14 protein-coding genes are annotated in these 13,401 nt (G+C 69.3%); 6 read left to right on the top strand and 8 right to left on the bottom strand.

Features of this window, described 5'->3' with window-relative positions; all coding sequences use genetic code 11:
* Positions 1-18 precede the first annotated feature (18 nt).
* A complete protein-coding gene (locus D0D37_RS29895; protein ID WP_116203936.1) occupies positions 19-897 on the top strand; it encodes an FAD binding domain-containing protein in 879 nt (292 codons plus the stop codon).
* Positions 888-1,373 carry a (2Fe-2S)-binding protein gene (locus D0D37_RS29890; RefSeq protein WP_116203935.1) on the top strand — a complete coding sequence of 162 codons (486 nt, stop codon included), beginning with the start codon at positions 888-890 and terminating at the stop codon, positions 1,371-1,373. The genes D0D37_RS29895 and D0D37_RS29890 overlap by 10 nt, the downstream gene beginning before the upstream one ends.
* A 639-nt stretch (positions 1,374-2,012) precedes the next feature.
* On the opposite strand, the gene D0D37_RS29885 is transcribed toward D0D37_RS29890, so the two are convergent.
* From D0D37_RS29885 to D0D37_RS29865, 5 genes are all read right to left on the bottom strand, one after another.
* The gene (locus tag D0D37_RS29885; protein WP_116203934.1) at positions 2,013-2,792 is read right to left on the bottom strand and encodes a PIG-L family deacetylase; all 780 of its coding nucleotides are present in this window, start codon (positions 2,790-2,792) and stop codon (positions 2,013-2,015) included.
* 64 nt (positions 2,793-2,856) lie between these two features.
* Entirely contained in the window at positions 2,857-3,156 is a 300-nt protein-coding gene (locus D0D37_RS29880) for a YciI family protein (protein ID WP_116203933.1), read from the bottom strand.
* Positions 3,157-3,236: 80 nt separating this feature from the next.
* On the bottom strand, positions 3,237-4,826 hold the full coding sequence (locus D0D37_RS29875; RefSeq protein WP_116203932.1) for a hypothetical protein: 1,590 nt from the start codon (positions 4,824-4,826) through the stop codon (positions 3,237-3,239).
* Positions 4,802-5,572, bottom strand: a complete 771-nt coding sequence (locus tag D0D37_RS29870) for an ABC transporter ATP-binding protein (protein WP_067582806.1) — start codon at positions 5,570-5,572, stop codon at positions 4,802-4,804. The genes D0D37_RS29875 and D0D37_RS29870 overlap by 25 nt, the downstream gene beginning before the upstream one ends.
* 42 nt (positions 5,573-5,614) lie before the next feature.
* Positions 5,615-6,193 carry an ester cyclase gene (locus tag D0D37_RS29865; protein WP_244223722.1) on the bottom strand — a complete coding sequence of 193 codons (579 nt, stop codon included), beginning with the start codon at positions 6,191-6,193 and terminating at the stop codon, positions 5,615-5,617.
* A gap of 82 nt (positions 6,194-6,275) precedes the next feature.
* Between D0D37_RS29865 and D0D37_RS29860 the strand changes: the two genes are divergently transcribed.
* Complete coding sequence (locus D0D37_RS29860) at positions 6,276-6,953, top strand: TetR/AcrR family transcriptional regulator C-terminal domain-containing protein (protein ID WP_116203930.1); 678 nt, start codon at positions 6,276-6,278, stop codon at positions 6,951-6,953.
* On the opposite strand, the gene D0D37_RS29855 is transcribed toward D0D37_RS29860, so the two are convergent.
* On the bottom strand, positions 6,937-8,712 hold the full coding sequence (locus tag D0D37_RS29855; RefSeq protein ID WP_116203929.1) for a VanW family protein: 1,776 nt from the start codon (positions 8,710-8,712) through the stop codon (positions 6,937-6,939). The genes D0D37_RS29860 and D0D37_RS29855 overlap by 17 nt on opposite strands.
* Before the next feature lie 148 nt (positions 8,713-8,860).
* On the bottom strand, positions 8,861-10,579 hold the full coding sequence (araD, locus tag D0D37_RS29850; RefSeq protein WP_116203928.1) for an L-arabinonate dehydratase: 1,719 nt from the start codon (positions 10,577-10,579) through the stop codon (positions 8,861-8,863).
* Positions 10,580-10,697: 118 nt separating this feature from the next.
* On the opposite strand from araD, the gene D0D37_RS29845 reads away from it, so the two are divergent.
* From D0D37_RS29845 to D0D37_RS29835, 3 genes are read left to right on the top strand one after another with little or no spacing between them, the layout of a single operon-like run.
* Complete coding sequence (locus tag D0D37_RS29845; protein ID WP_116203927.1) at positions 10,698-11,351, top strand: GntR family transcriptional regulator; 654 nt, start codon at positions 10,698-10,700, stop codon at positions 11,349-11,351.
* 4 nt (positions 11,352-11,355) lie between these two features.
* Complete coding sequence (locus D0D37_RS29840) at positions 11,356-11,859, top strand: metallophosphoesterase family protein (RefSeq protein ID WP_116203926.1); 504 nt, start codon at positions 11,356-11,358, stop codon at positions 11,857-11,859.
* A gap of 18 nt (positions 11,860-11,877) precedes the next feature.
* On the top strand, positions 11,878-12,861 hold the full coding sequence (locus tag D0D37_RS29835) for a PHP domain-containing protein (protein ID WP_116203925.1): 984 nt from the start codon (positions 11,878-11,880) through the stop codon (positions 12,859-12,861).
* Here the strand turns inward: D0D37_RS29835 and D0D37_RS29830 are convergent.
* A partial coding sequence (locus D0D37_RS29830; protein ID WP_425266979.1) for a L,D-transpeptidase family protein occupies positions 12,827-13,401 on the bottom strand: 575 nt, incomplete at its 5' end. The genes D0D37_RS29835 and D0D37_RS29830 overlap by 35 nt on opposite strands.

Below are 13,401 nucleotides of genomic sequence, written 5' to 3'. Positions count from 1 at the left end.
TGAGGCCGGAGGCACCTCGTGGATTTCCTGACCCCCGTGACCTGGGCGGAAGCCCTGACCCTGAAAGCCGACCGCCCGGACGCCGTCCCCCTGGCAGGCGGCACCGATGTCCTGGTCGAACTGAACTTCGACCACCGCCGTCCTGCGTCTTTGCTCGACCTCACCCGAATCGACGCCTTGTCCGAGTGGACCGAGCAGGACGGCCGGATCCGCCTGGGCGCGGGCGTGTCCTACACGCGGATCATCACCGAACTGGGCACCCGCCTGCCCGGCCTGGCGATGGCCAGCCGCACCGTCGGCTCGCCGCAAATCCGCAACCGAGGCACTGTCGGCGGCAACCTCGGCGCGGCCTCCCCGGCCGGCGACACGCACCCCATGCTCCTGGCCTGCGACGCGACGATCGAGGTCGCTTCGGTGCGCGGTGTCCGGATGATCCCGGCGACGGAGTTCTACCAGGGAGTCAAACGCAACGCACTGGCCCCCGACGAGCTGATCGCCGCCATCCACCTCCCGGTCGCGACCGGCCCGCAGCAGTTCGCGAAAGTCGGCACCCGCAACGCGATGGTCATCGCAGTGTGCTCGTTCGCGCTGGACCTGGCCCCGGAAACCGGCTGGGCAGGCGCAGCAGTGGGATCGGCCGCCCCGACGCCGCGCCGAGCCACCGCCGCCGAAGACTTCCTCCGCGACGCCCTCTCTGATTCGTGGGAATCCCGCTCCCCACTGCCAGATTCCGTCGTACGCCGCTTCGGCGAGTTGGCCGCGAGCGCCGCGTCCCCGATCGACGACGTCCGAGGCAGCGCCGACTACCGCATCCACGCGATCGCCGTACTGGCCCGCCGGACGTTGAGCTGGGCCTGGGAAGACTATCGGAAAGGCGGGCAGCCGAAATGCGCCTGAACCTCACTGTCAATGACGAGCCGCGCTCGGTGGACGATGTCTGGGAAGGGCAATGCCTGCTCTTCGTGCTGCGCGACCAACTGGGCTTGCCCGGCTCGAAAAACGCCTGCGAACAAGGCGAATGCGGTTCGTGCACAGTGTATTTGGACGGTACCCCAGTGTGTTCGTGCCTGGTCGCCGCGGGCCAAGCCGAGGGCAGGAACGTCCGCACCGTCGAAGGCTTGGCAGACGGCGACCGACTGGACGCAGTACAACAAGCCTTCATCGACGCCGGCGCCGTCCAATGCGGCTTCTGCACGCCGGGGCTGGTCGTCGCCGCACACGAGTTGGTGCACCGGGTGGCTGCTCCGACGGACCCGGAGATCCGGGAGGCCCTGGCGGGAAACCTCTGCCGGTGTACTGGGTACGAGAAAATCCTGGACGCAGTCCGCCTTGCTGCGGCTCGGGTGGAGGAGGAGCCCGTGCATCCGGTGTGACGGTTGGTGTGGGTGCGGGATTGGTGCTTGCGTGCGTGCCGGTTGTGGCGTTGGGGAAGCGGAGCCCGCGAATCCCGTGTGACGGTTGGCCGCTTGCGGGATTTGATGCTTGCTTGCCTGGCCGGGAGCCGGGTTGGGAGGCGGGCCCGCGATCTCGGTGATGGCTGGCGCGTTCGCGGAAGGCCCGGTGTTTGCCTGCATTGGCGGGCGCGGAGTTGGGGGAGGGAAGCCGCGAACCCCGCGTGTCGGCTCATCACCCTGGGCAACCATCACGTCGACTGAGCGCAAGTCTGTGCCCTTGCCGCCTCGTCACGCCAACCTCTGGCTGCCTGCCAGATCTGCCGAGCCCGCGGTTTGGTTGCTTTGCCCCGCCGCCCTCCCCGTCTGGCCAATGCGCGACCCATCGACGGCAACCTTTCGACCTGCCACCTAACCTGCTGCCTCGACCTACCGCATCGGACTGCGCCCCAACCCGATCCGGGGACCCGCGCCACCGCGGCTCGCCCAAAGCGAGTTCCGGGCCCGCGATCCGTGCAGGCCCGCTTCCGGCGGCTCGCTCGAGTCCCGACGGCCCGCCCGCGTCCGCCGTGGGCCCGCGACCCGCGCGCCGGAACCCCGCACTGGCTCGCCTCCGGGCAGTCAGAGCCCCTTCATCAGATCCGTCTCGGTCACCCCCGGCCCCTGTCCTTCCCGGATGAACCATTCGGTCCCGAACGCCTCGCCGAACTTGTCGTCCGGCAGGGCCAGGAAGAAGGACTCCTCGCTGATCTGGCTCTGATGCGCGCGCATCGCCGCCCGCTTGACCTTCAGGTACGCCAGGACGTCCACTTCCGCGGTCAGCTCGGCTTCCGGTTTGCCGATGGTCATCTCCTCGTCCGGGCCGCCTTCCTCGCCCGCTGCCCGCGCGGCTTCGGCGGCTCGCCGCATCCGATCGCGGTTCGCCGTGCCCTGGTAGACCCGCGGAGTGCCCGCGAGTTCTCCCGCTCGCATGCCGACGCGGTGGACCTGGATGTGGTCCGGGTGGCCGTAGACGCCGAAGTCGTCGTACACCGTGAGCACATCCGCTGACTCTTCGCGCAGGATCGTCGCCAGCCGCTCGGCCGCTTCTTCGACCGGCGCGCTCCAGAACGTGTCCGGGCCGTCGTTCGACGGGTCGCCCATCATTCCGGAGTCCTGGTATCCTAAGAACTCCACCCGCGAGACGCCCAGCACCTCCGCCGCCGCCTGCGTCTCCTTCACGCGCCGGTCCGCCAGCTGCTCGCCGTCGTCGAGCAGGCCCTCGGGGATCTCGCCTTTCTCGCCGCGAGTGGCCACCACGAGCACCACCCGGTGCCCCTCGTCGGCCGCCTTGCGCATCACGCCGCCGGTCATGATCGCCTCGTCGTCCGGATGGGCGTGGAACGTCACCAATGTCGCCATGCCAACGAACCTACCGGCACCCACCGACAAAAACCGGTGCCCACCGGAAACCGCTTCCGGCGAATCAGCCACACCCTCCATTGTGGACAGGTCGCCCACATGGGTGGACCTGCCGCTTCACCCAGAAGCCGCCCAGCTGCTCCTTCGTTTCGGCGAACGGGCCGTCGGTCATCGTGGTCGTGCCGTTCGCGGGGCGGACCACTGTGGTGGCGTACGAAGGTGGCAAACCGCCGACGAACACCCAGGCGCCGGCGGCTTTCATGTCGTCGGTGACCTTGGTCGTGCGGGCCATCTGGGCGACCAGTTCGTCGCCGGTCTCCTGCGTGGTTTCGTCTCCCTGGACAGCCAGCAGGCACCGCTTCATGGCGGCCCCTCAAACCGGGGTCTCTTACCTTCGCTACGAACGTGCGCGATGCCATTCGACACCTCGGCAAGAAAAATCCGTCACCGTTCTTTGGAGACGGTCGCCAGCAGTTCCGGACCTCGGGTCGCCAGCCGTTGCTGGGCGAGCGAACCCCACCACCACGCCAGTGCGATGCCGGTCGCGATTCCGGCGGGAATGCCCAGCCACTGCAGCACCGGCAGGTCTGCCAGCGTCCCGGCCACGCCGAGCGCTATTACCGGCAGCGCGCCGAGCACGATGAGCAGTGTCGTCGCCAGCATCAGAGCGGCGCGGGCGCAGCCGGGGCGTCCGCCGGACGACCACGGGCTTCCGCTGCGCCGTTGATCTGGCAGCGGGAAGGCCAGGAAGGCGGATTGCAGCATCAGGATCCCGGCTCCGGCACCCAGGGTCGCCGGTACTAGGCCGAGGACCCACGGGTACGCGCTCGGTACGCCGGTGACGCCGGGCAGGACCAGCGCGAGCACCAAGGCGATCGGGGCGACGATCAGGGTCCACGCCAGCTGACGGCCGCGTACGTCGGCGCGTTCGGCTCCGGGGACGACCAGCGTGTGCCACAGGGCACTGCCGTCCATTCCGTACAGATTGCCGGACTGCATGGACGCGAAAATCACCACTGCGACCCCGAAATACGGCAGCATCACCGCCCGCCCGCCGCCACTGCCGGACAGCGCTGGCACGACGGTGATGACGAAGCCGATGAGCAGCGTCGACAGCAGGGCGACGCGGCGGCGCGCGTCCCGCCACCAGGTGTACAGCTCCTTGCGTGCCACGGCGCCGACCGGAGTGGCGGGGAGCAGGCTGCGCCGCGTGCGGGTGCTCTTCGCGCGAGTGCGGGAGGCTCCGCGGAAGGACGGAGTGGTGACCTGGCGGGCCAGCAATGCGCCCCAGATCAGGATCAAGACCGCGACCGCTCCGAGCAGTGCGGCGAACAGACCGCCAACGGTGCCCCATTCGCCGGTCCCGGCCGCGTGCACCGCGAGCGTGCCCCAGCCGGACGGCAGCGCGTGCATGACGCTGACGAAGCCGGGCATCTGGCCACTGACTATCGCCGGGCCGACGCTCCTCATCACGTAGTTCACCGCGACGCCGGACAAGCCGGTGAGCGCCACCAGGATGATGCCCAGTTCCTTGCCCTTGCGCGACGTCAGCAGCGCCCCGAGCGCGGCCATCACCACGCGGTACAGCAACACCACGAACGCCAGCTGCAGCACGGTGAACACGAGCCCGACGAACGCCGCCCCGGCGCCGAACCGCAGCCCGTAGAACGCCAAGCCGAGGAACGCCAGCAGGCTCACCAGCGCGGTGACGCCCACGAAACTCGCTGCGAGCAGACCGACCGCCAGCTTGCGCCTGCCGATCGGCAGCAGCGCGAAGTGCTCCGGCCGCAGGGTGTCGTCCCCGCCGCCGGTCGCGATCGGCGCGAGCACCCAGCCCGCCATCCACACCGCGTAGATCGAGGTGAGCAGGTCGACGGTGATCCGCGCTTCCGGAGCAGGGAACACCGCGACGCCGATCGTGAACGCAGCCGCCAGGAGACCGAAGATGGCGCCGAAGATCATTCCGGCGATCTGCCGCCCGCGCAGGGAATTGCGCAGGACCCGCAGCTTCAGTCGGACGAGGACGCCAACCACGCCAGCCCCTCCGCTCCACCGGTCCGCCCGCCGACAATGTGCACGAACGCGTCTTCCAGCGTGCCTTCGCCCCGTACGTCAGCCACCGCGCCCGCGGCGACTACGCGTCCGCGCGTGATCACCGCGACGTGGCTGCACAGCTGTTCCACCAACGCCATCACGTGGCTCGACAGCACAACCGCACCGCCGGAAGCGACGAACCGCTGCAGGATCGTGCGAATCGTCGACGCGGAAACCGGGTCCACCGCCTCGAACGGCTCGTCCAGCACCAGCAGCCGAGGGCCGTGCAGCAACGCCGTCGCGAGGCCGATCTTCTTGCGCATGCCCGCGGAGTAGTCGATGACGAGGGTGCGCTCGGCGTCCGTCAGCTCCAACACGCCGAGCAGTTCCTGCGCGCGCTCGGCGACCGTGTCCGGTGCGAGCCCGCGCAGCAAGCCCATGTACGTCAGCAGTTCCCGCCCGGTGAGCCGCTCCGGAATGGACAATCCGTCCGGAAGAACGCCGATCAGGCTTTTCGCCCGTTCCGGTTCCCGCCAAACGTCCACGCCGAACACGCGCGCTTCGCCAGCATCTGGCCGAAGCAGCCCGACCGCCATCGACAGCGACGTCGTTTTCCCTGCGCCGTTGGGTCCGACGAGGCCGAAGAACGACCCTCGCGGCACTTCCAGCCGCACGTCGTCCACTGCCAGCGTTGTCCCGAACCGTTTGGTGAGTCCGTAAAGCCCCATAGCCGCGTCGTCGGACACCGGTTCCCCCTTCCCATGGTGTGCGCCTGACTGTACGCGGGGTCACCGACAGAAAGAGGACAGCTCCGGCGAAGTGGTGTCGGAAAGCCGAGGATCCGGGGTTCCGGACATCGCCAGCAGCCCGCGCACGGCCCGGGCGAGCTTGGGCCAGGAGGTGGGTTTCCGGACGTCGTACGCGCGCAGCAGCTGGCGGAGCATGGTGAGCGTGTCGAAGTAAATGCGTTCGCACACCAGGTGTTCGGCGGCGTCGAACAGGAAGTACGCGGTCATCCGGACCCGGAACCGCTGCCCGGTCGGCGGAATCTTCCCGAGCGGCCCGCGGTGCGTGCCGAGAAGCCAGAACTCGACGATTACCGCGTCCGCGCTGTGCCGCAGCGCGATGATTTCGTGGTCTTGATCGGGAAAAGCGCGCCGCGTCTCGTCATAGTAGCCGCGCACCGCGGAACCGCCGTCGTGCACGGTCATCGTCGGCACGATCTCGTAGCGCGGATGCGGGAACGTCGCCAGCACGTCGTCCCAGTCCTGGCGCACCTCGTCGCGGAAGTGGTCGAGGACGAGCTTTTGCCGGGCGCGCAGCACTTCGGGCGCGGGGATGGCCGACGGGTCCACGGGTTCCTCCAAGACGGGAGACTCCAAGCCGGGAGAGCGGAACCACAATTTAATCCACAGCGTGGGTTAACCGCAAGTGCGCCATGATGGAACCGTGAACACCACGACGCGCCGGGGACGCCCGCGCAAGGGAGACGCGCGGCTGTCGCGGGAAGCGATCCTCACGGCCGCACTGGAAGTGGTCGACGCCGACGGCGCGGCAGCGGTGAGCATGCGGACCGTCGGGCAGCGCCTCGGCGTAGACGCGAAGAGCCTCTACCACCACATCGACGGCAAAGAAGCCTTGCTCGACGCCGTCGCCGGGCACGTGCTCGGCGGGATCGACCTCCCGGCCTTGACCGGGCAGCCCGAAGGCGACCTCCGTGCGATCGCCCAGTCTTTCCGGAAAGCGACGCGTGCGCATCCGCAGGCCGCCGCGCTAGTCCTAACCAGACAGTTGCCGTCGATCGCTGCGCTCGCGCCGGTCGAGGCTGTGCTTTCGGTGCTGCGCAAGGCAGGCGCGTCCCCCGAAGAAGCGGTGCACCTGCTGCGCTCGCTCCTGGCCGTCGTGGTCGGCTCGCTCCTGCGCGAGGCCGGTGCGGGACCGGCGTTCGGCGTCACCGACGAAGACGGAATCGCCCACCGCCGCGCCGAATTGGAGCAGACCGAACTTCCCGCCGTCGTCGAATCCGCGCCCCATCTCGCGCGCTGCGATCACGAAGCGGAGTTCGCTTTCGCCGTTGACCTTGCGGTGGCCGCGACGATGCAGCGGCTGACTACCCCCCGCAGGTGATCTGCGGCTGCGGGTTGTAGCGGACCGACCGCGTGTGCCGCGAAACTTCCCGGCCCGACGAGGCGTCGCGCAGGATCCGGGTGTCGCTCGCGGTGAACCCGGGCGCGCCGTTGGACGCGTGGCAGTTCTCCGCCGGACCCGGTTTCGTCGGCGGCGGCGTCGGGTTTGTCCGCTCACCGGGAACCGATTCGACGGTGTACCGCTTGGTGCCCCACAGTTTCACGGTGATCGACGAAGGCGTCCACACGGTCTGGATCGCGACGCCGGTGTCCGAGTCGTTCGTGAACTTCAGGTCGATCACGCTGGCACCGTTGGGATTCTGGAACACCGTCGCCTCGCGCGCGGCCGGGTAGCGGCTGATGTAGTAGCTGTGTTCTTTGTGCCCGGCGTCCTTCATCCCGGAGAAGTACGCCGCGTTGTACAGCGTGGTGGCGAACTGCGAAATGCCGCCGCCGACCTCGCGGGCAGGCGCGCCGTTCTCGATCACGCCCGCCTCGACGTAGCCCTGCGGACGCCCGCGCGGACCGGTGAACCCGTTGAGGCTGAACGTTTCTCCCGGCTTCACGATCGCGCCGTTCACCTTCTCGGCGACCACGCGGATATTCGTGCCGGAGTCGGCGGCGAACCCGCCGGTGCTGAATTCGCCGATGACTTCCTTGACGCCCAGCTTGTCGGCCTGCTCGGTGGTGACCTTCGCGGGCGTCTTCTTGTAGATCGCCTTCAGCTCGCGGCTGTCGGTCTGCTTGAGCGTGTTCGGCAGCGGTTTGAGGCTCTGCTCCCAGTCGACCGTGTTGCCGTCCGCGGACGGTTCGACGACCGGTTTGCCGCCGGAGAACGCGATGGCCGCGTCCTTGCCCTCCTGCTCGGTGGACTTCAGCTGCGGCGCGAGCGCGTCGGTGACCTTCTTCGGGTCGACCTGCGGCGCGAGGCCGCCGCCGTCGCCGGGCACGAACGTGAGCGCGCCGGCGATCTGCTCCGGCGTCAGCGTCGCGTCCGCGCCTTCGCCCTTGACCACGATCGGCGCGGACACCGCGGGCTTGGCGAACTCGGCGAGCGCCCGCTGGACGCCCTCGGGCGTGGTGCGAACCGGCGTCGGCGCGACCGGGAGCGTCAGCTCGTTGCTCGAAGCCCAGCCGCTCAGCACCTTCGCGCGCGCGGCCGCGACATCCAGCTTCTGTCCGGCCTGCGGCGGGACCGCGACCGGAGTGGTGCCGTCGAACCGGATCGTGCCTTCCTTCGGCTCCCGGTCGACGCGTCCGCGCAGGTCTTCGAGCGCCGGGCCGAGCTTCTCGTCCTCGGCGTGCGACACGACGCCCAGTTCGCGGGTGCTGAAGAACGACGCGAGCCGGGTGAAGGGGTTGATCGGCTGGTCGCCCGCCTGGTCGAGAGTGCCGCTCCAGTCGAGTCCCAGCCCGGCTTCGGTCGGCGACAGCTTGGTGTGCGCGTTCCCCGCGGTGACCGTGAGCGGCTGGGTGAGCCGCGGCTCGATCTTCCCGCGCAGCTCGCGTTCGGCGACCGGCCGCTCCAGCCCGCCGACGTCCACGCCGGCCACGACGACGCCGCGCGGCACCCGGCCCTGGCTGGTCAGCAGGTCGATGAGGTAGGCGACGACCAGCACGCCGAGCACGCCGCCGCTGATCCAGCCCGCTTTGCGCAGGCCGCGCCTTCGCGGCGGGGACGGAGGTTCCTCCGGCGGCACGACCGGCAGGATCTCGGTCTGGTCGCTGTCGGTTTCCGGCCAGCGCGGTTCGTACTGCACCTCACGACCCCTTCGATTCGCTGCGGTCAGGGGCACAGCGTACGGGCCGAGCCGGACATGCCGGACTACTGCCCCCAGCGGAACAAACCGGTCACCCTCTGTCGTGAGTGGCGATGCCGGTTCTCACCGGCGCCAGCACTCACGAGGGTCACCCGGCGTCCGGTTCCGGATTGGCGCCGGCGCGGGCGAGGAAGTCGAAGTCGCAGCCCTCGTCGGCCTGCGTGATGTGCTCCGCGTACAGCGCACCGTAACCTCGTTCGAACCGCGGCGCAGGGGCGGCCCACGAAGCACGACGACGCTCCAGTTCGGCGTCCTCGACCTGCAACTGCAAGGTCCGGGAAGGCACGTCCAGGGTGATCAGGTCGCCGTCGCGGACGAGCGCGAGCGGCCCGCCGACGTGCGATTCCGGGGCTACGTGCAGCACGCACGCGCCGTAGCTGGTGCCGCTCATCCGGGCGTCGGAGATCCGCACCATGTCTCGCACGCCTTGTTCCAGCAGGTGCGCCGGGATCGGCAGCATGCCGTACTCGGGCATCCCGGGACCGCCGAGCGGACCGGACCCGCGCAGTACCAACACGGAATCAGCGGTGATACCCAGCGCGGGGTCGTCGATGCGCTTCTTCAAGTCCTTGTAGTTGTCGAAAACCACTGCCGGACCAGTGTGGGAAAGCAGGGCAGGGTCGGCGGCGATGTGCTTGATCACCGCACCGCCGGGCGCGAGGTTCCCGTGCAGCACGGCCACGCCGCCTTCGCTGGCGACCGGGTTGTCGCGCGGGCGGATCACGTCGTCGTTGTGCACGCGCGCGTCGGCGAGAGAATCGGCGAGCGGTTGCCCGGTGACGGTGATCCGGTCGAGGTGCAGCAGGTCGGTCAGCCGGGACAACAACCCGGGCAGGCCGCCCGCGTAGTAGAAGTCCTCCATCAGCCAATCGCCGCCCGGCCGGATGTTGGCCAGCACCGGCACCCGGCGTGCGATCTCGTCGAAATCCTTCAGGGACAACGAAATCCCGCTACGCCCGGCCATTGCGATCAGGTGGATCACCGCGTTGGTCGACCCGCCGAGCGCCAGCACGGTGGTGATCGCGTCGGCGTACGCGCGCTCGTCGAGGACCTTCGCGATCGTGAGGTCTTCCCACACCATGCCCACGATTCGCGCGCCGCTCGCCGCCGCCATCCGGTGGTGCGCGGAATCGACCGCCGGGATCGACGCCGCGCCGGGCAGCGTCAGCCCGAGCACCTCGGCGGCGGATGTCATGGTCGACGCGGTCCCCATCGTCATGCAGTGGCCCGGGGAGCGGGCGAGACCGCGTTCCAGCTCGGCCAGTTCGCGGTCGCCGATCCTGCCCGCGCGCCGTTCGTCCCAGTACTTCCACATGTCGGTGCCGCTGCCGAGCACCTCGCCGCGCCAGTTTCCGCGCAGCATCGGACCGGCGGGCACGAAAATCGACGGCAGCCCGGCGCTCGCCGCACCCATCAGCAGCGCCGGGGTGGTCTTGTCGCAGCCGCCCATCAGCACCGCGCCGTCGACCGGATACGACCGCAGCAGCTCCTCGGTCTCCATCGCCAGCAGATTCCGGTACAGCATCGGCGTCGGCTTCTGATACGTCTCGGACAGCGTCGCCACCGGGAACTCCAGCGGGAATCCGCCCGCCTGCCACACGCCCCGTTTGACCTGCTCCGCGCGTTCGCGCAGGTGCTGGTGGCACGGGTTGATGTCGCTCCAGGTGTTGAGGATGCCGATCACCGGCTTGCCGAGGTGTTCCTCGGGTTCGTAGCCGAGCTGCCGGGCGCGGGTGCGGTGGCTGAAATTCCGCAGGTCGTCGCCGCCGAACCAGCGGTGGCTGCGCAAGTCCTCGGGTGCCTTCATCGGGCTGCGTCTCCTCGGTCGGCGAATGGCATCTGATATATGATCGTACGTGTCGACGCTCGGAGACGCCCGCCTGGTTGAATGTGCGGGGACGAGCGCGAAAGCCAGGAGGGTCGGCATGCCGTCCACGTTCAGCCTCCCCGCCTCCCGCACCGAGGTGGTGCTGGAGGAGATCCGGCGCGGCATTCTCGCCCGCGAGCTGGTGCCCGGTCAGCAGCTCGTGGAGGCGGAGCTGGCCGCGCGGCTCGGGGTGTCGAAGACGCCCGTGCGCGAGGCGCTCAAGGTGCTGTCCAACACCGGGCTGGTCACGTTCAGCCCGTACAAGGGCGCGTCGGTGTGCGTGGTCGACGCGGAGCTGGCGCGGTCGGTCTACGACGTGCGGATGGTGCTGGAGCCGGAAGCGCTGCGCCGCGCGGTGCGGTCTTCGGACCGCACGGCGTTCGACGAGGCCGCGCAGATCCTCAAGGAAGCGTCGGGCGCGGACGCCGACCAGACGACGTTGAGCCTGCTGAACCGGCGATTCCACCGCGCGCTGTACGCGGGTTGCGGCAACCCGCTGATGGTGTCGATGCTGGACGATTTGCGCGACCGCGCCGCACTGATCACCGTGGTCGGCTGGGACGCGAATCCCAGCTGGCGCAAGGAATGGAACGAGCACAAGGCGGTGCTCGCCGCCGCGAAGAAGGGCGACGAGGACGGCGCGGCCGAGCTGCTGCGCGCGCACATCGCGGCGTTCCTCGACCACGTGCTCGAGGCGATCGGGGAGGAGTGACGGCGTGCGGTTGCTGCTCCTCGCGGACACCCACCTGCCGAAGCGGGCGAAGGAACTGCCTGCGCAGGTCTGGGACGAAGTCGCGCAGGCCGACGTCGTGGTGCACGCGGGCGACTGGGTCGACGTGGACACCCTCGACGCTCTTGAGGCCCGCAGCGTCCGGCTGATCGGCGTCTACGGCAACAACGACGGCCCTGAACTGCGCAAACGCCTGCCTGAGGTGGCCAGGGAGACTCTGGAGGGCGTCCGGCTGGCGGTAGTCCATGAGACCGGCGACGCGAAAGGTCGCCCTGCTCGATGCGATGCGTCATATCCGGACGTTGACGTGCTGATCTTCGGGCACAGCCACATCCCCTGGGACTCGGTGACGCCCGGCGGCTTGCGGCTGCTCAACCCCGGATCGCCCACGGATCGGCGGCAGCAGCCGTTCTGCACCTACCAAACCGCCGAGATCCGCGACGGCCGTCTCGGCGACGTCGAGCTGCATGAGCTGCCTCGGCGCGGCTGAGCGGGTAGAACAGGAGTCATGGACCCGGCCCGCGCCCTGCGCGACATCGCCTTCCAGCTCGAACGCGCCGGTGAACCGACTTACCGGGTGCGCGCGTTCCGTCAGGCCGCTGCAGTGGTCGACCGCTTATCCGAGGACGAGCTGGCGTCCCGCGTAGGCGCGAAGACGCTTCAAGCGTTGAAGGGGATTGGCAAAGCCACCGCCGGGGTCATCGAGGACGCGTGGCACGACCGTACGCCTGCGTACGCGGCGAAGCTGCCCGAGAAGAAGCTGCCGGACGGTGGTGCGTTGCGTACGGCCCTTCGCGGCGACTGTCACACGCACTCCGACTGGTCCGACGGTGGCAGTCCAATCCTCGAGATGGTTGAGACGGCACGCGAGCTGGGGCACGAGTGGATCGTGCTCACCGACCATTCGCCGCGGCTGACCGTCGCGCGCGGCCTGTCCCCAGAGCGGCTGCGCGCGCAGATGGACGAGGTCGCGCGGGTGAACGAGCAGCTGGCCCCGTTCCGCCTGCTGCACGGCATCGAGGTCGACATCCTCGACGACGGCGCGCTCGACCAGACCGAGAAGCTGCTGGACCGACTGGACTTCGTGGTGGCGAGCGTGCACTCGAAGCTCCGGATGCCCGCGCGGGAGATGACGCCGCGGATGTTGGCCGCTGTCGAGAACCCGCACGTCCGCGTGCTGGGGCACTGCACCGGGCGGCTGGTCGGCGGACGCAGCAGGCCGGAGTCGCAGTTCAACTCGGAGAAGGTGTTCGCCGCCTGTCGCGCGAACGGGGTGGCGGTGGAGATCAACTCGCGGCCGGACCGGCTCGACCCGCCGACGCGGTTGCTGCGCCAGGCGGCCGAGCTGGGATGCGAGTTCGCGATCGACAGCGACGCGCACGCGCCCGGTCAGCTCGACTGGCAGGTTTACGGCTGCGAGCGGGCGGAAAACGCGGGCATCGGGCCGGAACGGATCATCAACACGCGGACGGCTGAGCAGTTATTGCGATGACGGGGTTTCGCGCGGGGTCGAGCCAGCGCAGGACGGCAATGAGATCGTCAGGCGCGAGAGCGACGCAGCCAGCGGTCGGCCCGCCGGTGGCTACGTGCAGGAAGAACGCCGAACCGGCACCGGGTACGACCGGCGAGCGGTTGTAGTCGATCACCACCGCGTGCGCGTACGCCGGACCCGCCGCACTGAGGTTCTCGCCCGCCGCTTCGTCGAATGGGCCTGGTGTGCCTCGGTAATGCGTGTTGTAGAGCGGAGAGCGCACATCGGAGACCCACCAGTCCGAAGTGGTCACTTGCTGGTAGGGGAGCCGGGTGCCGGGGTTCGGCTCGATGCCGAACGCTTCGGTGAGCGGCCAGATTCCGGCGGGAGTAACGGAAAGCCCCTCGCGCGCAACGCCGATTCCTTGCGCGCCGACTTCCGCTGGGTACGGACCGAGTGCCCGTACCCAGCGGGCGCCGTCGTGGTCCCACGCGGACGCGCTGTGCGTGGTGACCGTGAGGGCTTGGTGAGCGGGGAACGCTTGGCGAGGGGGCATGGGGG

This window comes from Amycolatopsis circi (genome assembly GCF_003385235.1).
In the GTDB taxonomy this organism is placed as follows: Bacteria; Actinomycetota; Actinomycetes; order Mycobacteriales; family Pseudonocardiaceae; genus Amycolatopsis; species Amycolatopsis circi.
Note: the sequence above shows the minus strand (reverse complement) of the source record. Positions and strands in the feature narration are given on the sequence as shown.

Excerpts from the sequence above, each read along its gene's own strand:
- D0D37_RS29885 (WP_116203934.1), bottom strand. The coding sequence starts at position 2,792 with ATGGCGACATTGGTGACGTTCCACGCCCATCCGGACGACGAGGCGATC.
- araD (WP_116203928.1), bottom strand. The coding sequence starts at position 10,579 with ATGAAGGCACCCGAGGACTTGCGCAGCCACCGCTGGTTCGGCGGCGAC.
- D0D37_RS29880 (WP_116203933.1), bottom strand. The coding sequence starts at position 3,156 with ATGAAGCGGTGCCTGCTGGCTGTCCAGGGAGACGAAACCACGCAGGAG.
- D0D37_RS29835 (WP_116203925.1), top strand. The coding sequence starts at position 11,878 with ATGGACCCGGCCCGCGCCCTGCGCGACATCGCCTTCCAGCTCGAACGC.
- D0D37_RS29890 (WP_116203935.1), top strand. The coding sequence starts at position 888 with ATGCGCCTGAACCTCACTGTCAATGACGAGCCGCGCTCGGTGGACGAT.
- D0D37_RS29845 (WP_116203927.1), top strand. The coding sequence starts at position 10,698 with ATGCCGTCCACGTTCAGCCTCCCCGCCTCCCGCACCGAGGTGGTGCTG.